21 protein-coding genes and 1 tRNA gene are annotated in these 24057 nt (G+C 65.8%); 13 read left to right on the top strand and 9 right to left on the bottom strand.

Features of this window, described 5'->3' with window-relative positions; translation table 11 throughout:
- Positions 1–24: 24 nt before the first annotated feature.
- The 5 genes from HJG53_RS01160 to HJG53_RS01140 all read right to left on the bottom strand — a co-directional run bounded on the left by HJG53_RS01160 (position 25) and on the right by HJG53_RS01140 (position 6321).
- A complete protein-coding gene (locus tag HJG53_RS01160; protein ID WP_171127409.1) occupies positions 25–1191 on the bottom strand; it encodes a cell wall hydrolase in 1167 nt (388 codons plus the stop codon).
- 92 nt (positions 1192–1283) lie between these two features.
- Entirely contained in the window at positions 1284–2204 is a 921-nt protein-coding gene (gene cysK / locus HJG53_RS01155) for a cysteine synthase A (RefSeq protein ID WP_171127408.1), read from the bottom strand.
- Positions 2201–3493, bottom strand: a complete 1293-nt coding sequence (locus tag HJG53_RS01150; protein ID WP_171127407.1) for an MFS transporter — start codon at positions 3491–3493, stop codon at positions 2201–2203. Before HJG53_RS01150 ends, cysK begins: the two co-directional genes overlap by 4 nt.
- Positions 3494–3555: 62 nt before the next feature.
- Positions 3556–4920 (bottom strand): PAS domain-containing sensor histidine kinase, encoded by a 1365-nt coding sequence (locus HJG53_RS01145; protein WP_254447461.1) that lies wholly within the window; start codon positions 4918–4920, stop codon positions 3556–3558.
- A 12-nt stretch (positions 4921–4932) separates the two neighbouring features.
- Positions 4933–6321: a sigma-54 dependent transcriptional regulator gene (locus HJG53_RS01140; RefSeq protein WP_171127406.1), complete on the bottom strand. Its 1389-nt coding sequence runs from the start codon at positions 6319–6321 to the stop codon at positions 4933–4935.
- A 198-nt stretch (positions 6322–6519) separates the two neighbouring features.
- Here HJG53_RS01140 and HJG53_RS01135 point away from each other — a divergent pair, with 198 nt between their 5' ends.
- The 7 genes from HJG53_RS01135 to HJG53_RS01105 all read left to right on the top strand — a co-directional run bounded on the left by HJG53_RS01135 (position 6520) and on the right by HJG53_RS01105 (position 14719).
- Positions 6520–6660, top strand: a complete 141-nt coding sequence (locus HJG53_RS01135; protein WP_171127405.1) for a hypothetical protein — start codon at positions 6520–6522, stop codon at positions 6658–6660.
- Positions 6661–6822: 162 nt separating this feature from the next.
- A complete protein-coding gene (locus tag HJG53_RS01130) occupies positions 6823–8124 on the top strand; it encodes an efflux RND transporter periplasmic adaptor subunit (protein ID WP_254447460.1) in 1302 nt (433 codons plus the stop codon).
- A gap of 13 nt (positions 8125–8137) precedes the next feature.
- The gene (locus HJG53_RS01125) at positions 8138–8818 is read left to right on the top strand and encodes an ABC transporter ATP-binding protein (RefSeq protein WP_171127404.1); all 681 of its coding nucleotides are present in this window, start codon (positions 8138–8140) and stop codon (positions 8816–8818) included.
- Positions 8815–9078, top strand: a complete 264-nt coding sequence (locus tag HJG53_RS01120) for a hypothetical protein (RefSeq protein ID WP_171127403.1) — start codon at positions 8815–8817, stop codon at positions 9076–9078. The genes HJG53_RS01125 and HJG53_RS01120 overlap by 4 nt, the downstream gene beginning before the upstream one ends.
- Positions 9079–9144: 66 nt before the next feature.
- The gene (locus HJG53_RS01115) at positions 9145–11652 is read left to right on the top strand and encodes an ABC transporter permease (protein ID WP_171127402.1); all 2508 of its coding nucleotides are present in this window, start codon (positions 9145–9147) and stop codon (positions 11650–11652) included.
- A 12-nt stretch (positions 11653–11664) separates the two neighbouring features.
- Positions 11665–14166, top strand: coding sequence for an ABC transporter permease (locus HJG53_RS01110; protein WP_171127401.1), 2502 nt, complete (start codon positions 11665–11667; stop codon positions 14164–14166).
- A gap of 127 nt (positions 14167–14293) precedes the next feature.
- Positions 14294–14719: an OsmC family protein gene (locus HJG53_RS01105; RefSeq protein WP_171127400.1), complete on the top strand. Its 426-nt coding sequence runs from the start codon at positions 14294–14296 to the stop codon at positions 14717–14719.
- Between the two features lie 5 nt (positions 14720–14724).
- Here HJG53_RS01105 and HJG53_RS01100 read toward each other — a convergent pair.
- Positions 14725–14810, bottom strand: a tRNA-Leu gene (locus tag HJG53_RS01100).
- 84 nt (positions 14811–14894) lie between these two features.
- Between HJG53_RS01100 and HJG53_RS01095 the strand changes: the two genes are divergently transcribed.
- Together HJG53_RS01095 and HJG53_RS01090 are read left to right on the top strand one after the other, a co-directional pair.
- Complete coding sequence (locus HJG53_RS01095) at positions 14895–15827, top strand: ABC transporter ATP-binding protein (protein WP_171127399.1); 933 nt, start codon at positions 14895–14897, stop codon at positions 15825–15827.
- Positions 15824–16585, top strand: coding sequence for an ABC transporter permease (locus HJG53_RS01090; RefSeq protein WP_171127398.1), 762 nt, complete (start codon positions 15824–15826; stop codon positions 16583–16585). The genes HJG53_RS01095 and HJG53_RS01090 overlap by 4 nt, the downstream gene beginning before the upstream one ends.
- A 6-nt stretch (positions 16586–16591) precedes the next feature.
- Here the strand turns inward: HJG53_RS01090 and HJG53_RS01085 are convergent, their stop codons facing one another.
- The 3 genes from HJG53_RS01085 to rpsA form a co-directional block, all read right to left on the bottom strand.
- Positions 16592–17575: a quinone oxidoreductase gene (locus HJG53_RS01085; RefSeq protein WP_171127397.1), complete on the bottom strand. Its 984-nt coding sequence runs from the start codon at positions 17573–17575 to the stop codon at positions 16592–16594.
- On the bottom strand, positions 17572–17850 hold the full coding sequence (locus HJG53_RS01080) for an integration host factor subunit beta (RefSeq protein WP_171127396.1): 279 nt from the start codon (positions 17848–17850) through the stop codon (positions 17572–17574). Before HJG53_RS01080 ends, HJG53_RS01085 begins: the two co-directional genes overlap by 4 nt.
- Positions 17851–18060: 210 nt before the next feature.
- Positions 18061–19773, bottom strand: coding sequence for a 30S ribosomal protein S1 (rpsA, locus tag HJG53_RS01075; protein WP_171127395.1), 1713 nt, complete (start codon positions 19771–19773; stop codon positions 18061–18063).
- A gap of 373 nt (positions 19774–20146) precedes the next feature.
- Between rpsA and HJG53_RS01070 the strand changes: the two genes are divergently transcribed.
- The 4 genes from HJG53_RS01070 to HJG53_RS01055 all read left to right on the top strand — a co-directional run bounded on the left by HJG53_RS01070 (position 20147) and on the right by HJG53_RS01055 (position 24016).
- The gene (locus tag HJG53_RS01070; RefSeq protein ID WP_171127394.1) at positions 20147–21760 is read left to right on the top strand and encodes a phosphoenolpyruvate carboxykinase; all 1614 of its coding nucleotides are present in this window, start codon (positions 20147–20149) and stop codon (positions 21758–21760) included.
- A 50-nt stretch (positions 21761–21810) separates the two neighbouring features.
- A complete protein-coding gene (locus tag HJG53_RS01065; protein WP_171127393.1) occupies positions 21811–22269 on the top strand; it encodes a hypothetical protein in 459 nt (152 codons plus the stop codon).
- A 57-nt stretch (positions 22270–22326) separates the two neighbouring features.
- A complete protein-coding gene (locus HJG53_RS01060) occupies positions 22327–22998 on the top strand; it encodes a hypothetical protein (protein WP_171127392.1) in 672 nt (223 codons plus the stop codon).
- A 67-nt stretch (positions 22999–23065) separates the two neighbouring features.
- A complete protein-coding gene (locus HJG53_RS01055; protein ID WP_171127391.1) occupies positions 23066–24016 on the top strand; it encodes an aldo/keto reductase family protein in 951 nt (316 codons plus the stop codon).
- Positions 24017–24057: the final 41 nt, after the last annotated feature.

The following is a 24057-nucleotide window of genomic DNA, read 5'->3' as shown; positions in this document are numbered from 1 at the left end:
TCTGCCGCCCCCCGCCAAGTCGCTTCAGCTCGACTTCATGCACTGGGACTGATCGGGCCGTGCGAACTCCTTGCAGTTCCACAGCATTTTCTCGAAGCCATTGGACCGGTTGCGCAGGTAGCTGAACGACAGCGCCTGGTGCGCCTGCTCGGCAATGGGAAAGCCCTTCGGTGCGAGGGCGGGATCGGTCCAGCCCATGAACTTGCAAAACTCCTTCTGTCCGCAGGCGGCGAGGGCGAGAGCCGGATACTGGCTCGCCGGCACCTTGCGGTCGAGCACCACGACGAACGCGTCGCCGCCGGGCGATACGATCTTCAGCGCCTTGGCGCCGCGGTCCTTTAGCTGCTCGGGCGAGACCGGCTTGTCGCTCTCCGCCATCTGCACATCGGCGGCACCTACATGCGCCGGCGACAGGGCAGCCATCTTGGCGATCGGCTGTTCCGAGCCCGCATAGCCGCCCCGGAAGGCGCCAGGCGTTCCCCACCAACCCTGCCAGCGGAAGAAGAGGTGCGTGCCGACCTGCGCCACCTTGTCGAGCGAGCCGCTCCAGTAAGGCACGACCCAGTTGGTGTGATAGTGCGTCGAATGACCGACCGGCTTGTACACCTTGCCGGTGAGGGCGGCGGCCGCGACGTCGTGCGCCTGGCGCCAGAGCGAGGGGATCGGCGTCCGCGCCAGTGCTCCATCGCAGGTGAAGGTGAACTGGCAGCCGGTCGACCGTTCAGAGCCCTGGAAGACGACGCCGCAAACGGACTTCGGAAAAGCCGGATGACGCAGGCGGTTTATCACTACCTGCGCAACAGCGCGCATGCCGTCCGTGCCTTCGGTCGCCGCTTCGTAATAGGCCGCTGCGGTCAGGCAATCGACCGCGCGGGCCTCGTCCTCGCCGCCGACCGACAGCTTGAACGGCCGGGCGGCTGGGTTGGGCGCGGTCGAAAACGGCACTTCGGCGTTGATCTTGACCGCGTCTTCCGGCGCGATCTCTGCATATTGCACCGGCTCGACGGGCGGCGCCGGCGGCAGGTTGCGGGGCAGGGGCGCGCTCTCGCTCAACTGCACGACTGCCGTCGATCCGCTGATGAAGCCGGCGCTGCGGACCTGTGCCGCCCAGATGCCGGCCGCGACCAGCAGCATGACGAATGCCGCCGCCAGCCAGTCGCGGGTGTCACGATGCGCTTTCAGTCGGGCCAACAATCCACAGCCTCCAGAACGAAGCGCGGGCGCATATCAGAACGCGCCCGCGCTGTCAGTTATGGTTGAGATGAGATTGATGGTTAGCGCGATCAAGCCTCGGGCAGGAAATCCGGCACCGAGAGGTAACGTTCGCCGGTGTCGTAGTTGAAGCCGAGCACGCGGGCATTGTCGGGCAGATCGGGCAGTTTCTGCAAAATCGCGGCAAGCGTCGCGCCCGAGCTGATGCCGACCAGCATGCCTTCCTCACGGGCCGCCCGCCGCGCCATATCCTTGGCGACCGCCGGATCGACCTGGATCACGCCGTCGAGCAGCCGGGTGTGGAGATTGGCGGGAACGAAGCCCGCGCCGATGCCCTGGATCGGGTGTGGGCCGGGCTGGCCTCCCGAGATGACCGGGGACAGCGTCGGCTCGACCGCAAAGACTTTCAGGCTCGGCCATTCGCGCTTCAGCACCTGGGCGCAGCCGGTGATGTGGCCGCCCGTTCCGACGCCCGTGACCAGCACATCGAGCGGCGTGTCACGGAAGTCGTTCAGGATTTCCTGCGAGGTGGTGCGCACATGCACCTCGATGTTCGAAGCATTTTCGAACTGCTGCGGCATCCAGGCGCCGGGCGTCGTGTCGACGATCTCGAGCGCCCGCTCGATCGCGCCCTTCATGCCCTTTTCGCGCGGCGTCAGGTCGAAGGTCGCGCCATAGGCCAGCATCAGGCGGCGGCGCTCGATCGACATGCTCTCGGGCATGACCAGCACCAGCTTATAGCCCTTGACCGCGGCCACCATCGCGAGGCCGATGCCGGTGTTCCCGGAGGTGGGTTCGACGATCGTGCCGCCCGGTTGCAGCCGGCCCGAGCGCTCGGCATCCTCGATCATCGCGAGCGCGATGCGGTCCTTGATCGAGCCGCCCGGATTGGAGCGCTCCGACTTGATCCAGACCTCGCTGTTCGGGAACAGCCGGTTCACACGGATGTGCGGCGTCTGGCCGATGGTTTCGAGGATGTTCGCGGCTTTCATGCGGGTTTCTCCTGCATCACGGCTTCGGAAAGGATGGTCTCGGGCGGATCGAAGGTGCGGGCGCGGCGAAGCTCCGGGAACCAATAAGCGTAAAATCCGGTCACGGCTATCGCCCCGACCCCGCCGAACACCACCGCGCCGACCGGGCCGAGCAGCGCGGCGAGCAGCCCGGATTCGAGTTCGCCCAGCTCGTTCGATGCCGATATGGCGAGCCCCGACACTGCCGACACGCGGCCGCGCATCGTGTCGGGTGTGTGCAACTGCACCAGCGAGGAGCGGACATAGACCGACAGCATGTCGGCCCCGCCCAGCACCACCAAGGCGATCATCGACACGAGCATCGAGGTCGACAGGCCAAAGACGATCGTCGCCACGCCGAACCCCGCGACGGCAAGCAGCATCTTGACCCCGACATTGTTGTGGAGCGGCCGCCAGGCGAACCAGAGCGCGATCACCGCTGCTCCAATGGCAGGCGCCGCGCGCAGCCATCCCAATCCTTCCGGGCCGACCTTCAATATGTCGCGCGCGAAGACCGGCAGCAGCGCCGTCGCGCCGCCGAGCAACACCGCGAACAGGTCGAGGGAGATCGCGCCAAGCAGGAAGCGGTGGTTCTTCACATAGGAGAGGCCGTCCGCCATCTGACGCAGCGGATGGGCGCTGCCGGCGATCGGCGGCGGCATCACACGGCGGACGGGCGTCAGCGCCACGATCGCCAGCAGCAGGAAGCCGGAGGCGACCCAATAAGCCAGGTCCGCGCCCACGGCATAGAGCGCTCCGCCCATCGCCGGGCCGGCGACCGAGGCGCTCTGCCAGGCGATCGAGTTCATCGCGATGGCGCGGGGCAGGAGCTCCGGCGGCACGATGTTCGGCGCGATCGCGGCCATGGCGGGGCCGGTGAACACGCGCGCGACCCCGTGCATCGCGGCCAGGCCGAAAAGCAGGGGCAGGGACAGGCTGTCGGTCGCCGTCGCCAGGCCCAGCGACAGGGCGATCAGCAGATCGATGCCGTTGGCGAGCCGCGCCACCAGCCGGCGCTCGAACCGGTCGGCGACCCAGCCGGCGACCGGCGTCAGCAGCGCCAGCGGAACGAACTGCACGGCGCCGAGCAGGCCCAGCTGGAAAGCCGCGTCCCGCACCGACATGCCATATTCGGCGCGCGCCACGTCGTAGAGCTGCCAGCCGATCACCACCACCATCGCTGTCGTCGCGAGCACCGCCGAGAAGCGCGCGATCCAGAAGAAGCGATAATCGGGGATCGTGAGGGGAGAGGCGGGCAGCGCGACGGTCACCCGGCCGCTCCTAGGTGCGACATATCGAAGCGGCAACCAGCTTCGGCTTTCAGCGCCAGAAGCTAGATGATAATGCGGAAGCGGGCGCCGCCGAGTTCGCTGTCCTCGACATCGATGCTGCCATCATGGGCGAGCACGATCTGGCGGGCGAGGCTGAGGCCGACGCCGGTGCCCTTCGCCTTGGTGGTGAAGAAGGGGAGGAAGACCTCCGCCCGTTTCGCTTCGGGCACGCCCGGACCATTGTCTTCGACCAGAATGGTTGCGCCGCTGCCGCGGATCGCTTGAAAGCTCAGTGCTACCTCAGGCGCATCCGTGTGACTCTCCGCCGCCTCGGCACCATTGCGGAGCAGGTTGATCAGCACCTGGGCGAGCAGGTCGGGATCGGCATCGAGCATCATCGATTCGGGTGCGACGCTAAGCGTGAAGCCGATCCGGTCGGCTGGCCAATCGGCTTGGAACAGGCGCTTCAGTTCGCCGGCGAAGGGCGCGGCCACAAACGTCTGCCGGTTGACCTGCGGCGTGCGGCTTATCTGGCGATAGCTTTCGACGAAGTGCATTACGCCATCGGCGCGCCGCGCCAGGGTCTCCACCGCCGCGCGCGCATCGGCGATCGTCTCGTCCTGGCCTGTGTCGGCGCCCTTCATCAGGTCGGCGGCAGTGCGGGCCAGCGACGTGACCGGCGTCATCGAGTTCATGATCTCGTGGGTCAGCACCCGCACCAGGTCGCTTTGTGTGGCGATCTCGACGGCGTTCAGCGCCTCCTGGATCGGTTGCACGGTGATGACCCGGTGCGCCCCTCCCAGTCGATGGACGGCCGCGGCGCGCAGCAGCGCCCGCTGCGTGCTGCCGCCTTCGAGCGTGAGGGTGACCAGCTGACGACGACCGGCTTCCATGCCGCGCAACGCCTGCGCGAAGCTCTGGCCGAACACCTCATAGTCCTCGACGCGCACCCCATCGAGGGCGCCGAACTTCCGCCGCGCCGTCTTGCCGACGGGCTCGACGCGCAGTTTCTGGTCCACCAGCAGCAGCGCGACCGGCAGGTCGTCGACGATCGCCTGGTAGAAACGGCTCTCGTCGGCCAGGCGAGACCGCTCGTCGCGCATCGCGCGGATGCCGCTGTCGAGCGCTTCCCCCAACGCTTCGAACCCCGAACCCGCATTGGGCCGGGCGAAGCTCGCCGACATGTCGCCGAAACGGATCGCCTCGATGAAGCGGGCGACTTCGTGATTGGTGCGTTGGATATAGTTCCAGAGCATCGTCGCCGCGCCAAGCACGAGCGCGGCCGCGATGATCCGCGCCGCACCCAGGTCCGGGTTGGACAGCGCCCCCGCAAACGCCGCCAGCGCTGCCAGCAGCAACAGCATCCGCCAGGCAAGACCCAGCGCAAACCGCCCCTTGAAGCCGGCGGAGTCGACCGTCAGCGCCAAGCCGCCATGCCCTTACAGCCCATGCTTCTCCATCCGGCGGTAAAGCGAGGCGCGGGTCAGCCCCAGTTCGTTGGCGGCGAGCGAAATATTATAGGCGTGCTTCTTCAGCGCGCGCTCGATCATCTGCTTTTCGGCGCGCTCGAGGTTCAGGTCCGCGTCGCCTGTCACCGCCACGACCGGGATATGCTCGGCCTGGCGCCGGATCGAGAAATCGTCGACGCCGAGCGGACCGCCGTCGGACAGGATGACGGCGCGCTCGGCAGCGTGGCGCAGCGCGCGGACATTGCCCGGCCAGTCATAGGCCGTGAGCGCCGCCAGTACGTCCTCGGAAAGCGGCGGCACCGGCTTGTCGTACTTGCGGGCATAAAGGCTGATATAATGGTCGAGGAGGAGCGGGATGTCCTCGCGGCGCTGGCGCAGCGGCGGGATCTCGATCTCGACGGTGTTGAGCCGGAAAAGCAGGTCGGGGCGAAAGCGGCTCTCGTCCGACAACGCTTGCGGCGCGAGATTGGTCGCGGCGACGACGCGGACGTCGATCGGCACCGACTTGTTGGAACCGACCGGCGTCACGCGTCGCTGCTCCAATGCAGTGAGAAGTTTCGGCTGCAGGTGCAGGGGGAGATTGCCGATCTCGTCGAGAAAGAGGGTGCCGCCATCGGCTGCCTGCAGTCGGCCAACCCGATCCGCACGGGCGTCGGTGAAGGCGCCCTTGGTGTGACCGAAAAGCTCGGAATCGAACAGGGTTTCGGCAACCGCACCCAGGTCGACCGACAGCATGACGCGGTCCGCACGGCGCGAACGGCGATGAAGCTCGCGCGCGACCAGCTCTTTACCGGTGCCGTTTTCGCCCAGGATCAACACGTTGGCATCGGTTGGCGCCGCACGCTCGATCAACTGCAGTACCCGCCGCATCGCGGGTGAGTTGCCCAGCAGTGGCGTCTCACCCCCGGCGACCGGGGAGGCTGCCGCCACCACTTTCTGCCGTTCGGTGCTGACCGCCTTGCGCGACTGGCGGAGCGCCGCTGCGGTGCGCACCGTTGCGAGCAGCCGCTCATTGGACCAGGGCTTGGACACGAAATCGGTCGCGCCTCTCTTCATCGCTTCCACGGCAATCTGCACTCCTCCATGGGCGGTGATCATCACGACGACGGCTTCGGGGTCACGTTCGACGAAGCGGGCGAGCGCCTCGAACCCCTCCGCCGCGTTGGTGGCGCCGCGGGCGAAGTTCGCGTCCAGCAGGATCACGTCGGGGCTGCGGCCGGCGGTCTTCGCAAGCGCCTCCTCGGGCTGCTCGGCCACGATCACTTCGGCAAACATCTCGCGCAGCAGCAGGCGCGCCGCGAGCAGGATATCGGGGTCGTCATCGACGACGAGAGCAAGGTCGAAAGGCTTGGCGCTCACCGCGTCCGGCTCCGCACAGTTCGTGTTCGAAAACGGACATAGGCCAAGTGCCGCTGCCTTGCATACGCGGAATGGCCGAAGGTGGCGAGGTTGAAAAAAGCGAGGATTTCCGCGGCTTCGCGCGGCTTGGCACGGCTTTCGCTGAACATTCCGCGTCCGGGCGATCCGTCCGGTGAAGCTGTTTCAAGGAGTCGAGGGATGTTCAAGATTCGCCTCACCTTCGCGATCGCGGCCATGGTCGCCGCGTCATTGACTACATTTGTAACCGTCATGCCGCAACCGGCGAATGCGGGGGTTACCGCCTGTGCCGATTATGCCGACGCACCGGTGCTTGCCTGATGCCGGCAGCGGGCACCCTGTCCGGGATCGGACAGTCATGTTCGCTTTCGAACAGGGTGGAGAGCCGCACACCCGACATCCTCTCTCGACTACATCTGTTTTCGTGGCTGGCACGATGCTTGCTGAACTGCCTGTGGAGACCCGTGAATGAGCGTCGTTCGAATGAATTCTGAGGCCAAGTCCCCCCGCGAGCCGGTGAGCGGCGGCGCGATGGACAAGGTCGTCGAACGGCGCGGCCTGACCAACCGCATGAAGGCCGGCATCGCCGCCGGCGCGATCGCCGTCGCGGGCATCGCCTTCTATTCCTACGCCCCCAGCAGCAATTCGCAGACCGTTGCGGCCGAACGGCTGACCATCTCGACCGTCGAGAAGGGCACATTCGACGACTTCCTGCCGCTGCGTGCTCGCGTGACGCCGTTGCTGACCGTCTATCTCGACTCGGTTGAAGGCGGCCGCGTCGAGCAGGTGCTCGTCGAGGACGGCGCGAGCGTGCAGAAGGGGCAGCTGCTGGCAGTCCTATCGAACGCCGAGCTGCAGCTCTCTGTGCTCGCGCGCCAGACCGAGGTTACCCAGCAGATCAACTCGCTGCGCAGCCAGGAACTCGCGCTCGCGCAGACCCGGCTGGCCGACGAGCGCGGCCTGTATGAAGCGAGAGCCGCGCTCGACAAGTCGGAGCGGCAATTCGCGCGCGAGAAGGCGCTCGCCGAGCGCGGCTTCATGGCCCGCAAGCAGTTCGAGGATACGCGCGCCGACCTCGAATTTAATCGCGGCCGCTACGCCGTGCAGCAGCGCACCCGCGCAACCGACGAGCGCCTACAGACCAGCCAGCTGTCGCAGCTGCGCGAGGCCGCCCAGTCGATGAACGCCGGCCTGGCGCTCGCCCGCGCCAATCTGGACTCGCTCAACCTGCGCGCGCCGGTCTCCGGCCAGCTTTCAGGTTTCTCGATCCAGGTCGGTCAGTCGCTTAACCGCGGCGAGCGCGTCGGCCAGATTGACAGCCCGGGCTCCAACAAGCTGATCGCGGGCGTCGACGAATTCTATCTCGGCCGCGTCCAGGTCGGCCAGAAGGCGGTGATCGATCAGGGCGGCAAGACCTACCAGATGAAGGTCACCAAGATTTACCCGCAAGTCCGCAATGGCCAGTTCGAGGTCGACCTGCAGTTCGTCGGCGGCGAGCCCCAGGGCCTGCAGCGCGGCCAGACCCTGCAGGCGAAGCTGACGCTCGGCGATCCGGCGCCTGCGCTGCTGATCCCCAATGGCAGCTTCTACAACGATACCGGCGGCGCCTGGGTGTTCGTGGTGACCCCCGACGGGTCGGAAGCGGTCAAGCGCCAGGTCCGGCTCGGCCGCCGCAATGCCGATTACATCGAAGTCCTCGACGGGCTGCAGCCCGGCGAGAAGGTGCTGACCTCTCCCTATACCGGCTTTGCGGACAAAGACCGGCTCGACCTCCAGAAGCAGTGAAAGGAAGCGTCACATGCTGAGCATGCGTGAACTCTCGCGGGTCTACCGCACCGACACCGTCGAGACGACCGCGCTCGACCGGATCGACCTCGAAATCGCGGATGGCGAGTTCGTCGCGATCATGGGTCCGTCCGGTTGCGGCAAGTCGACGCTGCTGAACGTGATCGGCATGCTCGATAGCCCGTCGAGCGGCTCCTATGTCTTCAACGGCAGCGAAGTCGCGGGCCTTCCCGAGGCGAAGCTCGCCGACATCCGCAAGAAGCACATCGGCTTCATCTTCCAGAGCTTCAACCTGATCGACGAGCTGTCGGTGCGTGAGAATGTCGAACTTGCCTTGCTCTACCACGACATCCCCGCCTCGGAGCGCAAGGCACGCGTCGAGGCGGTGATGGACAAGGTCGGCATCGCGCACCGCGCGAAGCACCGCCCCAGCCAGCTATCGGGCGGACAGCAGCAGCGCGTCGCGGTCGCCCGCGCCGTGGTCGGCGAACCGAAGATGATCCTCGCCGACGAACCGACGGGCAATCTCGACACACAACATGGCGAGGAAGTGATGCGCATGCTACAGAAGCTCAACAGCGAAGGATCGACCATCGTGATGGTGACCCACTCGCCGGCGCATGCGGACTATGCCGGCCGCGTCGTCAACATGCTCGACGGCCGCGTGCTCGTCGAACGTCGGCGGGCTGCATGATCGGCAGCTCGCTCCTGCTGCTGATCGGCGTGACGGGCCCGTTCGAGGGCGCGGCTGAGGTGGCTCGGCCCGTCGCCGCTCCCACCACGGCGCCCTCGCCGGCGGCGGGGCAGCTCCGGCGGATGGCGAAAGGCGAACGGACCAACGCCGTTCGCCGGCGCCTCAGGCGCAACGACCTGACGGAGACGCTGCGGGCGATGAACCTGATGCCCGTCGGCTTCCCGACGGCTCCCGAACAGACGCACGTCCAGAACCACTGAACGAAGCGGCTGACGAGCGTTGCGACGCTCGCCGTCACCCGCTCTTCGATGAGTAGGACCAGACCCATGTGGCGCAACTATCTGACGGTCGGAATCCGGTCGCTTCTGAAGAACCGGGCCTATGCCTTCATCAACATATTGGGCCTGGCGATCGGCATGGCCGCGTGCCTGATGATCCTGCTCTTCGTGCGCTACGAGTTCAGCTACGATCAATGGCTGCCCGAGGCGAAGAACATTCACCAGGTGCAGACCTGGTTCCGCGACCCGGACACGGGCGAGGAAAGCTTCGGCCAGATGTCGACCTACACATCACAGGCTGCGCTCCGAAAGGATTTCCCGCAGATCGTCAGCTCGGTCTATGTACTGTCGTCCGAGCCGGTCTTTTACAAGGATGGGCAGGCGACCTCGACCGAAGGCTATCGCTATGTCGATGGCGACCTGCTCGACACCATTCCTCTGCCCCTGGTGGCCGGCAGCAAGGATGCGCTGAAACAGGTCGGCAATGCGATCGTGAGCGAAACCGAAGCGGTGAAGCGCTTCGGCACCGTCGATGTGGTCGGCAAGACCTTCACAGTCATCTCCAAGGGCAAGCAGCGCGATTTCCGCGTAACCGGCGTGTTCCGGGACATTCCCAAGAACAGCTCGTTCAGCGCCAGCATGATCGGCCGCATGGACTTTCAGAGCTTCTTCGCGACCGAGCCTGACTTCCTGACCTGCTGGGGCTGCAACTCGGGCTGGGTGTTCGTGCGCACCAAACCGGGCACCGACATGGCCGCCCTGCAGGCGCAGATGCCGGCCTGGGAGAAGCGCAACATTCCCGACCAGAATGCCGGCGAAGCGCGGTTCAATGCCGGCGACACCGGCGACTGGCACCTAGTCAGCCTGCCCGACGTGCATCTGGGCAAGGCGCAGGAAGCCGCGCTGACGCCCGGCAATGACCGCGGCTCGATCATCACCTTCGCCGTCATCGCGCTGCTGATCCTCGGCATGGCAGTGGTGAACTTCACCAACCTGTCGACCGCCCGGGCGAGCCAGCGCGCACGCGAAGTGGCGCTGCGCAAGGTACTGGGCGCCACCCGCCGGCAGCTGATCATCCAGTTCATCGGTGAATCGATCACCGTCACTCTGGTGGCGATGGTGATCGCGCTGGCGCTGGTCGAGCTGTTGGTGCCCCCCTTCGCCGCCTTTCTCGATGCCGATATCGAGGTGTCCTATCTGGGCGGGCAGGGCATCCTGCTGCCAGTGCTGCTGCTCGTCACCACGGTCGGCGTGCTGGGCGGGCTCTATCCGGCCTTCTTCATCTCGCGCTTCCAGCCTTCATCGGTGCTGCGCGCCAACAAGTCCTCGGCCGAAACGCCGGGCTCAGGCCGGCTGCGCCAGGTGCTGGTGGTCGGACAGTTCGCGGTGTCGATCGGCCTGATCATCTGCACGGCCGTCATCTACGCGCAGACCGTCTACGCGCGCACCGTCGACCCCGGCTACAAGCGCGACCATGTCATTCAGGTGAGCGAGCTCAGCCGCTATCAGCTGCTCGACAAGGGCGAGATGCTGGTCGAACGGGCGCGCCGCGTGCCCGGCGTGGTCGCGGCGGGCCGCACAGGCATCGGCATCGCCACCGATAACAACAACAATACCGGCGTCATGCTGCCCGGCCGCAAGGATCCGGTGAGCATCGGCTTCTACGGCGTTGACCAGGGCTTTTTTGATGCGATGGGGCTGCAACTCGTCGCCGGCCGCTGGTTCGACGACAGGCGCCCGCTGGACGATTCCAGCCTGCCATTCCCGCCGGACGACGCAGCGCAGCGGGCGCTCGCCGCGCGCGGCGCCAACGTCGTGATCAACGAACTCGGCGCGCAGCGGCTCGGCTTCCGCAACCCCGCCGATGCGGTCGGCAAGACCTTCCGCGCGGCGATCGTCGACAATGAGATCGGCCTCGTGCCCGTCACCGTCGTCGGCGTGGTCAAGGACAGTCGCTTCCGCTCGATCAAGCAGCCGCTCGACCCGATCATGTTCGTGAACCAGCGCACCGGCGGCGGCGGTCTCACCCACCTGATGGTGCGTTATCAGGGCGATCCGGAGGCGGTCCGTCGCGGGCTCGAGCAGATGTGGCGCGGCATCACCACCGAAGTGCCGTTCAGCGCCAAATACAGCGACGATATCATCGGCAAGCTGTACGAGACGGAGGACGCGCGGGCGAAGACCTTCGCCGCCTTTGCGGTCCTCTCAATCGTCGTCGGCTGCCTCGGCCTGTTCGGGCTCGCCGCCTTCACCGCCGACCGCCGCACCAAGGAGATCGGCATCCGCAAGGTTCTCGGAGCCCGCACGCGCGACATCGTGCGGCTGCTCGTCTGGCAGTTCACCCGGCCGGTCATCATCGCGAACCTGATCGCCTGGCCGATCGCCTGGTGGGTGATGCGCAACTGGCTGAACAAGTTCGACGATCGCATCGCATTGGGGCCGACGCCCTTCATCCTGGCCGGTGGCATCGCGCTCGTGATCACCATTGGCACCATCGCAGCCCACTCGATCAAGGTGGCCAGCGCCAACCCCATTCGCGCGCTGCGCTACGAATAAGGAGACCGCCCGATGTGGCGCAATTACCTGACTGTCGGCGTCCGTTCACTGCTCAAGAACCGCGTCTACGCCGCAATCAACATCCTAGGCCTCGCCATCGGCATGGCCGCCTGCCTGATGATCCTGCTCTTCGTACGCTATGAATTCAGCTACGATCAGTGGCTGCCGAACAGCGACAATGTCTACCAGTTCCAGAGCTGGTATAAGTCGAAGGAGACCGGAGAGGACAACAAGCTCCAGATGACGCCTTGGCCGGCGGGCAAGGCCGCCGCCAAGGATTTCCCGCAGATCGAAAAGGAGGTCTATGCCTTTACGACCGAGCCGGTGATGATCGAAAAAGGCGTCGCCATCACGATCAAGGACTTCATCTACACCGACGGCAATCTGCTCGAGGTCATCCAACTGCCATTGCTTTCGGGCAACCGTGCGGACCTGAACGCACCCGGCACCGCCGCCGTCTCCCGCTCGCAGGCGATTGCCCGGTTCGGTACCGACAATGTCGTCGGGCGCACGCTGACCGTGATCAGCCGGGGCAAGAGCCGGGACTTCCGCATCGTCGCCGTGTTCCAGGACATCCCGAAGAATAGCCATATCGAGGCGAACGCGATCGCGCGGATCGACTATGTGGCGTGGAATGCGGACACGCCCGACGCGCTCGACTGCTGGGGGTGCCAGAATGGCTTCGTCTATCTGAAGCTGCGGCCCGGCACCGACCCCAAGTCGATCGAGGCGCAGCTTCCTGCCTGGGAGAAACGCAACATCCCGATCCAGCGCACCGGCGAAGCCACCTTCGACGCCGGCGAGGAACAGGATTGGCACCTGGTCAAGGTGAAGGACATCCATCTGGGTGAAGGCCAGGACGGCGCGATGCGCCCCGGCAACGACAAGGGCACGATCACGACCTTTGCCGTCATCGCCCTGCTGATCCTCGGCATGGCGGTGGTGAACTTCACCAATCTCGCCACCGCACGGGCGAGCCAACGCGCGCGCGAGGTTGCCTTGCGCAAGGTGCTGGGCGCCGACCGCCGGCAGCTCATCATCCAGTTCATCGGTGAGTCCGTGCTCGTTGCCTTTCTGGCAATGCTGATCGCGTTGGCGCTGGCCGAACTGCTCACACCCGCCTTTTCGGCGTTTCTCGATGCCAATATCCGGCTCCGCTATTTCGGCGCGGACGGGATCATCCTACCGGTGATCGGGCTGGTGCTCGTCGTCGGCATCCTGGGTGGCCTTTATCCCGCCTTCTTCCTGTCGCGCTTCCAGCCGGCTTCGGTGCTGAAGGCGAACAAGTCGTCGGCGGAAACGCCGGGCACCGGCCGCCTGCGGCAGGCGCTTGTCGTCTGCCAGTTCGCCGTCTCGATCGGGCTCATCATCTGCACCGGCGTGGTCTATGCCCAGACCGTCTACGCCCGCACCGTCGATCCCGGCTACAAGCGCGATCATATCCTGCAGGTCGACGAACTGAGCCGCTACCAGCTGATCGGCCGCGGCCAGCAAATCGCCGATGCGGCCAAGCGCGTGCCCGGCGTTCAGGCGGTCGGCCGTACCGGCATCGGCGTCGCGACCACCAACAACAGCAACACCGGCGTGATGGTGCCCGGCCGCAAGGACCCGGTGACCATCGGCATTTACTCGGTCGATCAGGGCCTGAAGGACGCGATCGGGATGACCCTGATCGCCGGCCGCTGGTACCGCACCGACGCTCCGATGGACGAGGTCAACGCCCCCTATCCGCCGGACAAGGTGGCCGAGGCGCAGCTGACCGCCCGCGGCGGCAACATCGTCATCAACGAGCTTGCGGCCAAGCGGCTGGGCTATAACGATCCCAAGGCGATCATCGGCAAGACATTCCGGGTCGCCATGTTCAGCGAGGAAGCCGGGCTGATGCCCGTCACGATCATCGGGGTCGTCAAGGACGCGCGGTTTCGCTCGATCCGCGAGCCGCTCGACCCGATGATGTTCGTAAACTCCTCGACCGGCGGACACACCCACATGATCGTCCGGTTCAACGGCGACCCCGTGGCCGTGCGCCGCGGCGTTGAAAAGGCCTGGCAGTCGGCCGCGCCGGACGTACCGTTCGACGGCCGCTTCAGCGAGGATGTCGTCGAGGAACTCTACAATGCCGAAGAGGCCCGGGCGCAGATCTTCGCCGCCTTTGCCGTGCTGGCGGTGATCGTCGGCTGCCTCGGCCTGTTCGGTCTCGCCGCCTTCACAGCCGACCGCCGCACCAAGGAAATCGGCATCCGCAAGGTGCTGGGCGCCCGCACGCGGGACATCGTCCGGTTGCTCGTGTGGCAGTTCACGCGGCCCGTGATCGTCGCCAACCTGATCGCCTGGCCGGTCGCTTGGTGGCTGATGCGCGACTGGCTGAACAAGTTCGACGACCGCATCGCACTGGGGCCGACGCCGTTCCTCGCCGCGGGAGCGCTGGCGCTGCTGATCGCCGTCGGCACGATCGCCGGCCATGCGATGAAGGTCGCCAGCGCCAATCCGATCCGGGCACTTCGATACGAGTAGGCCAACTGCTCCGCCCCGGTTGCAAGCGCCGGGGCGGAGGCTTTCCATTTGACTCGTCCGGTTCTCCCGCGTCACGGCTGAGGCAGAGCGGATCATTCCGCATCCGCGATATCGGAGGCCAACGATCATGATCACCCGCACCGCACGCGCCCGTTACGAAGGCACCGGCAAGGCCGGCAAGGGCTGGATCTCCACCCAGTCGGGCGTGTTGACCGATCAGCGGTATGGATTCGGCACCCGCTTCGAAAACGAGCCCGGCACCAACCCCGAAGAGCTGATTGCCGCCGCGCATGCCGGCTGCTTCACCATGGCCCTGTCCTTCGCGCTTGCCGCGCAGGGGATCGAGGAAGGCACGCTGGAGACCACCGCCCGTGTCAAGCTCGACCAGGAAGGGGAGGGCTTCCGCATCAGCCGCTCCGACCTGCAGCTGACCGCCTCCGTCCCCGGCCTCGCCGAAGACCGCCTCCGCGAACTCGCCGAAGGCGCCAAGGCCAATTGCCCGGTCTCGAAACTTCTCAACGCCGAGATGACGCTGGAAGTCACCATCGGCTGAGCGGCTGGTGCGGACGGCGGGACTCGAACCCGCACTCTCATGGAGAAGCGGATTTTAAGTCCGCTGCGTCTACCGATTTCGCCACGTCCGCACGCCGGCGCTTGATCGGGGGCGGCGGCGGTGCGGTCAAGCCTGTGGTTGCCGGCCGGGCGGTTGAGCGGCTAGGCGCCACTGCATGGACCAGATCATCCGTATCGCCGGACTGACCAAGATTTATGACTCCGGCCATCAGGCGCTGAAGCCCGTCGATCTGGAGATCGGGCGCGGGGAGATCTTCGCGCTGTTGGGGCCGAACGGCGCCGGCAAGACGACGATGATCTCGATCATCTGCGGCATCGTCCGGCCCAGCGCCGGAACGGTGACCGTCGACGGCCACGACATCATCACAGACTATCGCGAGAGCCGGCGAGCGATCGGGCTGGTGCCGCAGGAGCTGACCACGGATCAGTTCGAGACGGTGTGGGATACGGTCAGCTTCAGCCGCGGCCTGTTCGGTAAGCCGCGCGACGCGGCGTTGATCGAGCGCATCCTCAAGCAGCTTTCGCTCTGGGACAAGCGCGACACGAAGATCAAGGAACTGTCGGGGGGCATGAAGCGCCGGGTGATGATCGCCAAGGCACTGAGCCATGAGCCGCGCATCCTGTTCCTCGACGAGCCGACCGCCGGCGTCGATGTCGAGCTGCGCCGGGGCATGTGGCAGATGGTCCGCGAGCTCAGGGAGCAGGGCGTCACCGTGATCCTCACCACGCATTATATCGAGGAAGCCGAGGAGATGGCCGACCGCGTGGGTGTGATCAGCCGCGGCGAGCTGATCCTGGTGGAGGACAAGCACGCGCTGATGGCGAAGCTCGGCAAGCGCGAACTGACGCTCAGCCTGGCCGAGCCGCTTTCAGCCATTCCGCCGGAGCTTGCCGAATGGCAGCTGGAGCTGCGCGACGAGGGCAATCAACTGCTCTACACCTTCGACGCCAAGGCGGAGCGAACCGGCATCGCCTCGCTGATCAAGCGGATGACGGACCTGGGCATCGGCTTCAAGGATCTGGCGACGCGGCAGAGCTCGCTCGAGGATATCTTCGTCAATCTGGTGCATGAGGGGAGGGGCGCATGAACCTGCGCGGCGTGCTCGCCATCTACCGGTTCGAAATGCACCGGTTCAAACGGACGCTGTGGACCGGCCTTGCGGTGCCGGTCATCACCACCTCGCTCTACTTCATCGTGTTCGGGTCGGCGATCGGCTCGCGCATGACGGAGATTGGAGGCGTCCCTTATGGGGCGTTCATCGTACCGGGGCTGATGATGCTGTCGCTGTTCACCGAAAGCATCTTCAACGCCTCGTTCGGCATCCACATGCCGCGTTTCACCGGCACCATATACGAGATTCTGTCGGCGCCCCTGTCGGCGTTCGAGACGGTGCTCGGCTATGTCGGGGCGGCGATGACCAAGTCGGTGACCGTCGCGCTCGTCATCCTGTTAACCGCCAATCTGTTCGTGCCGGTGCGGATCGAGCATCCGCTGGTGATGATCGCCTTCCTGCTGCTGATCGCCGCTACCTTCTGCCTGTTCGGCTTCATCGTCGGTGTCTGGGCGAAAGGGTTCGAGCAGCTGCAGGTCGTGCCGCTGCTGATCGTCACGCCGATGACTTTTCTGGGCGGTGCCTTCTACTCGATCGACATGCTGCCGGAGCCATGGCGCACGATCACCTTGTTCAATCCGATCGTTTATCTGATCGGTGCCTTCCGCTGGAGCTTCTACGGCATTGCCGACGTGCCGGTGGCGACGAGCTTTGCGATCACGCTCGCGGTGTTCGCAATCTGCCTGGCCGTGGTCGCCTGGATTTTCAGGACCGGCTATCGGTTGAAGAGCTGAGCGCGATCAGGGCAGGAGGAGGGTCGAGCCGCTGGTCTGGCGGCTCTCCAGATCGCGATGCGCCTGCGCGGCCTGTTCGAGCGAGTAGCGTTGGCCGATGGTGACCTGCACCTGTCCCGAGCGGAGCATCTGCCACAGGCGATCGACCCCTGCGCGCCGCTCTTCGGCTGTCCTGTAATAGTCGAACAGTGTCGGGCGCGTGACGAACAGGGAACCATGCGCTGCCAGTTCGCCGAGATTCACCCCGGAAACCGGTGCCGAGGCATTGCCATAGCTGACGATCATCCCCCGCAGGGCGGTGGCCGCCAGCGAAGCCGCCCAGGTGTCCATGCCGACCCCGTCAAACACGACGCGTACGCCGGCGCCACCGGTCAGCTCCCGCACGCGCGCGGCCGTGTCTTCCTGCGTGTAGAGGATGATCTCGTCCGCGCCGGCCTCGCGCGCTAGTGCCGCCTTGGCCTCGGTCGAAACCGTGCCGATCACCCGCGCGCCGATTGCCTTCAGCCATTGCACCAGGATCAGCCCGACCCCGCCGGCCGCCGCGTGGACCAGCACCGGCCAGCCGGCTTCCACCCGCGCGCAGCGCTCGACGAGGAATTCGGTGGTGCAGCCCTTGAGCAGCGCCGCCGCCGCGATCTCGTCGGAGATGTCGTCCGGAATGGGCAGTAGCGCGTCCGCCGCCAGGTTGCGCGCACTCGCATAGGCGCCGCGATGGGGCCCGAAAGTGGCGACCCGGTCGCCGGCGCGCCAAAAGGTCACGCCATCGCCGACCTGCTCGACCACGCCCGCTGCCTCGAGGCCGAGGCCCGACGGCAGTTCGACTGGATACACGCCGCTGCGGTGATAGGTGTCGATGAAGTTGAGGCCGATCGCCGTGTGCCGCATCCGGACTTCGCCCAAGCCGGGCGGTGCCAGCGTGGCGTCGACGATGTCGATCACATCTGGACCGCCCGTGCGGTTGATCCGAGCGGCGCGCGCGATTGTCGTCATACGTTCAGGCGCTGGCGCATTTCCTTGCCGGGCTTGAAATAGGGGACGCGCTTGGCGTCCACATCGACCGTCTCGCCGGTGCGCGGGTTGCGGCCCGTGCGGGCGTCGCGGGCGCGCGTTGAAAAGGCGCCGAAGCCGCGCAGCTCGACCCGGCCGCCCTCGGCCAGCCGCTGGGAAATCTCGTCGAAGAAGATGGAGACGATCGTGTCGATCTCCTTATTGGACAGGCCGGGATTATCGGCGGCCAACATCTGGACGAGTTCGGACCGGATCATAGGCTCCCTTTCATGCCTGGCGGGCCAAAGCTGGAGCGTCCTCCGCATGCCGGAGCGCTGGTCCCCCACCAACCTTCGACGGTCCCCCCAGACCGCCATTCGACTGAATACGCTACCTTACTTGGTACAGCATAGCGCAAGGCGAGCAGCCTTGCGAGTCGAGTTGGAAAAAACCGCCACCCCTTGCGGAGTGGCGGCTTTCCCATCGTCTTATTTGTTCTCTTCGCGCGCCTTGTTGAGGGCCGCGCCGAGAATGTCGCCGAGCGACGCGCCCGAGTCGGACGAGCCGTACTGGGCGACTGCCTTCTTCTCTTCCTCGATCTGCATCGCCTTGACGGAGAAGGTCGGCTTCTTCGAACGATCGAAGCCGGTCACCATCGCGTCGAACTTCTGGCCGACCTGGTAGCGCTCGGGGCGCTGCTCGTCGCGGTCGCGGCCCAGGTCCGAACGCTTGATGAAGCCGGTGGCGCCATCGTCGCCCGCCTGCACCTCAAGGCCGCCGTCGCGGACTTCAAGCACGGTGACGGTGATGACCTCGCCCTTGCGCAGGCGCGAGGCATCGGCGGCGGCTCCCGACGGGGCGCCACGCTCGAGCTGCTTCATGCCGAGCGAGATGCGCTCCTTTTCGACATCCACGTCGAGCACGACCGCCTGCACGGTCTCGCCCTTGCGGTGCAGGTTGAGCGCGTCCTCGCCCGAAATGCCCCAGGCGATGTCCGACATATGGACCATGCCGTCGACGTCGCCTTCCAGGCCGATGAAGAGGCCGAATTCGGTGGCGTTCTTGACTTCGCCTTCGACCTGGCTGCCGACCGGGTGCTTCTCGAAGAAGGCTTCCCACGGATTCTGCTGCGCCTGCTTCAGGCCGAGCGAGATGCGGCGCTTCTCTTCGTCCACCTCGAGGATGATCACGTCCACTTCCTGCGAAGTGCTGACGATCTTGCCCGGGTGCACGTTCTTCTTGGTCCAGCTCATTTCGGAGACGTGGACCAGACCCTCGATACCGGCTTCCAGCTCGACGAAGGCGCCATATTCGGTGATGTTGGTCACGCGGCCATGGAGCTTCGCGCCGATCGGATATTTGGCCGAAGCGCCTTCCCACGGATCGCTCTCGAGCTGCTTCATGCCGAGCGAGATGCGCTGCGTGTCGCGGTTGATGCGGATGATCTGCACGCGCACCGTGTCGCCGATGTTCAGCACTTCGGACGGATGGTTGACCCGCTTGTAGCTGAGGTCGGTGACGTGGAGCAGGCCATCGATGCCGCCCAGGTCCACGAACGCGCCATAGTCGGTGATGTTCTTGACGACGCCGTCGATCACCTGGCCTTCATGCAGGCTCTGGATCAGGCCGGTGCGCTGCTCGGCGCGGGTTTCTTCGAGAACTGCGCGACGCGACACGACGATGTTGCCGCGACGGCGGTCCATCTTCAGCACCTGGAAGGGCTGGGGGATGTCCATCAGCGGCTGCACGTCGCGAACCGGGCGGATGTCGACCTGGCTGCCGGGCAGGAAGGCCACGGCGCCGCCGAGATCGACGGTAAAGCCGCCCTTCACGCGGCCGAAGATCACGCCATCGACGCGGTTGCCGGCGGCGAACTCGCCCTCAAGCTTGTCCCAGGCGGCTTCGCGACGCGCGCGGTCGCGCGACAGCATCGCTTCGCCGGAGTGGTTCTCGACGCGGTCGACGAACACTTCGACTTCGTCGCCGACGTTCAGTTCGGCCTTCTGGCCCGGCGCCGCGAACTCGCGCAGCGGCACGCGGCCTTCCGACTTCAGGCCGACGTCGATGACGGCCATGTCGTTCTCGATCGCGGTGACGGTGCCCTTGACGACGCGGCCTTCAAAGCCTTCGTTCGCACCACCCAGAGTTTCGTTGAGAAGCGCTTCGAAGTCGGAGCGCGTGGGAAAAGCCGCAGTGGCCATAAGGAGTTGGTCTTCCTAATCACAGTTGCTGGCCAGCCGGTTGGTTCCGGCGGTCTATCCCGACCTGGGTCGGGACAAGGCCAATCCGCCTCGCCGGCCCCATGCCGGCAAGGCATCAGGCGGACCCGAGTTGCGCAGAGGTGATCGACAAGAATGCCAAAAGGGCGCACCGGAATCCCGTTGCGCCTCCCTCCGCGAGACCTTGGGCTCGCCGGACGCGCGCGCCTTAGTGGAAAGCCCTTGCAGAGGCAAGCGAAACCGGCGCGGGAACCCGTTCACCATCTCGTTCATTTGACGGCAAGGAACCGCCGGAGTAGTTCGGCGGCTTAACGGAGCGTGCCCCGGTCCTCGGAGGCGCGCCCTTTGTCTTTGTATGGGGAGGGTCCTCTTGGCCAACCGCGCGCCTGCTTACACGCTCGCTCATATGGGCATTGAAACCGGAGCGGAGCTCCACTGGAATCTGACCACCGCGCCGCTGGTCGAGCATGCGGTCCGCCGGGGCGAAGGCGTGCTGGCGAAGGACGGCCCGCTCGTGGTCGCCACCGGCAAGCACACCGGCCGCTCGGCCAACGACAAGTTCATCGTGCGCGATGCCGAGACCGAGCAGAGCGTCTGGTGGGGCAAGACCAACAAGGGCATGACCCCCGACCATTTTCAGGCGCTGAAGCAGGATTTCCTCGCCCATCTGAAGACGAAGCCGACCCTGTTCGTGCAGGACCTGTTCGGCGGCTCGCAACCCGAGCACCGGGTGCGCGTCCGCGTGATCAACGAGTTCGCGTGGCACAATCTCTTCATCCGAACGCTGCTGGTGCGGCCGGGAGAGGCTGATCTCGCCGGATTCCAGCCCGAATATACGATCATCGACCTGCCGAGCTTCCAGGCCGATCCCGAGCGTCACGGCACCCGGTCAGAGACGGTGATCGCCGTCAACTTCAGCGAGAAGCTGATCCTGATCGGCGGCACCGCCTATGCCGGCGAGATGAAGAAGTCCGTGTTCGGCATCCTCAATTACCTGCTGCCGACCAAGGGCGTGATGCCGATGCACTGCTCGGCCAATGTCGGGCCGGACGGCCGCACGGCCGTGTTCTTCGGCCTGTCCGGCACCGGCAAGACCACGCTGTCGGCCGACGCCAGCCGCACCCTGATCGGCGATGACGAGCATGGCTGGTCGGATACCGCAGTCTTCAACTTCGAGGGCGGCTGCTATGCCAAGATGATCCGGCTTTCTCCCGAGGCCGAACCGGAAATCTACGCGACCACCAAGCGGTTTGGCACGGTGCTCGAGAATGTGGTGATCGATCCGGTCACGCGCGAACTGGACTTCGACGACAACACGCTCGCCGAAAACAGCCGCGGCGCCTATCCGATCGAGTTCATCCCGAACGCCTCGGAGAAGAATCTCGGGCCGGTGCCGGCGAACATGATCTTCCTGACGGCCGACGCCTATGGCGTGCTGCCGCCGATTGCGAAGCTGACGCCGGATCAGGCCATGTACCACTTCCTCTCCGGCTACACCGCCCGCGTCGCGGGAACGGAGATCGGCGTGACCGAGCCGGATGCGACCTTCTCGACCTGTTTCGGCGCGCCGTTCATGCCGCGTCACCCGTCGGTCTACGGCAATCTGCTGAAGGAGCGGATCGCCAAGGGCGGCGTCGATTGCTGGCTGGTCAACACCGGCTGGACCGGTGGCAAATACGGCACCGGCAGCCGCATGCCGATCAAGGCGACCCGCGCGCTGCTCAACGCCGCGCTCGACGGCAGCCTCAATAATGCCGAGTTCCGCACCGACCCGAATTTCGGCTTCAAGGTGCCGGTGAGCGTGCCCGGCGTCGACGCATCGATCCTCGATCCGCGGAGCACCTGGGCGGACAAGGATGCCTACGACCAGACCGCGCGCAAGCTGGTCCAGCAATTCATCGACAATTTCGCGCAATTCGAAAGCCATGTCGACGAGGGTGTCCGCCAAAGCGCCCCCAAAGCCGCCTAATCAGCCCGGTCACTGACGGATCGGGCGCCACGACCAGGAGCCCGATCCCGATGACGGACCATTCGCCCCGCCTGTTCGCCACGGCCGCCGAGATCCGGCGCCTTGGCGAAGGCCTGATCGCCTGCACGCTTGAACGCGCCCGCTGGACGCACGAAGCGCATCTCGGCGCCACGCTTTACCTCGTCGTCGAGCGCCCCGATCTCGACCTCGACGCCGAACTGCCCGGCTTCATCCGCCGTTTCAACGAGAGTGTCGGCGGCAAGAACACGGCCACCGAAGGCTATCACCACACGATCACGCTGACCTATCTTTCAGCCATTCGCGACCATGCGCGTGAAACTGAGGTGCAGGAGCTGCGCGCGCGCACGAACGCCCTGCTGTTGAGCGAACGCGGGCGGCGCGATTGGCCGCTCCGCTTCTATACCGCCGAGCGGCTTTTTTCGCCCGAGGCGCGCCTGACGTACGTGCCGCCGGAGGCGGACGCGATGTCGATTCCATCCAAGACGTAACGCCAGCCCTTGTTCTACCCTCCCCGGCGGAGCTGGGGGGCTCCGCCGATGGATGTGATGGGGAGGGCGCCCGTCCTGCGCGATGCAGACGCGGGCGCGCTGCACGAGAATATTGAGGCCGAGCGGATCGGACAGCTGCTCGGCGTTGTCCTCACATGCCTGCTCGAGACCTTTCCGCGCGACTTTTTCCGCCGTTGCGCCTTTTCCGCCTATGCCATCCGCGCACTGCTGGCCCGCGACGGTGTCGGCAGCCACGCGGTAGGCGGTCGCTTCACCTCTCTCGTGGTATCGCGCCATGGCGATCGCTACGCGCTGCAGGGCTTCGAGTCAGGGCCGGAGCGCTTTCCGCATCTGTGGGTGGCGACGGCAAATCGGATCATCGACTTGGGCCCCTATTTCCTGCCCTGGGGGTCGCCGTTCCCGCTGCAACTGATGCCGCCCTTGGTTTGGTCGCGCAGCGAGCCGCTGCCGAAGGGCCTGCACTATGAAGTCATTGAGGTGCTATCGGACAACGCCACCTTCAGCAGCGATCCCGATGTTCAGCGTCAAGCGGACGAATTCGTATCGCGCTGCCTGGCAGCAGCACCAACCAGCGTTCCTTTCCCCTATTGGCTCGCGACCGGCCAGGCGGCGCTGATCCACGCGGACGCCGCGGGTGACGCCTGGGTGAAGGGGCTGGTCCAGTTCGAACGCGCCCCCGACGGCACGGACGCACAACGGCAATCCTGATCGTCAGGCTTGTTTCCAAGGATCGACCTGCAGCATCAGTCGTTCGGCTGGCGGGAGGATCACCTTGATGCGTTATCGACAGCTCGGCTCGAGCGACCTGCATGTTTCGGAAATCTCGCTCGGCTCCTGGCTGACCTACGGCGTCGGGGTGGATGCCGAGAATGCCGCCGCCTGCGTGCACCGCGCGCTCGATCTCGGCATCAACCTGATCGACACTGCCAATATCTATGGTCGCGGCGCCGCCGAAAGTTTTCTCGGGGCGGTGCTGAGCGGCATCCCGCGTGACAGATATCTGATCGCCACCAAGCTGTTCTTTCCGATGACCGAAACCGATCGGGGCCTTTCCCGCGCGCAGGTGGAAAAGCAGCTCGACGCTTCGCTCAAGCGGCTGCGGGTCGATGTGATCGACCTGTACCAGTGTCACCGTCACGACCCCGGCACGCCGATCGAAGAGACGATGATGGCGCTGACCCACGCTGTGAAGGCAGGAAAGGTGCGCTATCTCGGCTTTTCCGAATGGCCCGCGGAGCGGGTGCGGGAGTCGCTCGCCGTCCCCGGCGCGGAGAAGTTCGTGTCGAGCCAGCCGCAATATTCGCTGCTCTGGCGCCGGCCGGAAGAGGAGATCATCCCGCTTTCCCGCGACAATGGCATTTCGCAGATCGTCTGGTCGCCGCTCGCGCAGGGCGTGCTGACGGGCAAGTATCTGCCGGACGCCCCGCCGCCAGCCGGAACGCGCGCCACGTCAAGCGAGATGAGCGTCTTCATCGACCGTCTGATGCAACGCCCGGTGCTGGAAGCCGTGCAGCGGCTGAAGCCGCTCGCGGCGGAGGCAGGGCTGAGCCTCGGTCAGTTCGCACTCGCCTGGGTGCTCAAGGAACCGAACGTCGCCTCCGCGATCGTCGGCGCCAGCCGGCCGGCGCAGGTCGAGGAGAATGCCGCAGCCTCGGGCGCCCAGGTCGATCCGGCCCTATTTGCCGAGGCCGAGCGGATCCTGGCGGAGGCGCTGCCGCAGGGCTGAGGGCGGCTTGCCAGCGCGTCGCTTGCCGCGCACAGAGCCGC

The organism is Sphingomonas sp. ID1715 (assembly GCF_013044515.1).
GTDB lineage: Bacteria > Pseudomonadota > Alphaproteobacteria > Sphingomonadales > Sphingomonadaceae > Sphingomonas_B.
This window is presented reverse-complemented; position numbering and strand designations above follow the sequence as displayed.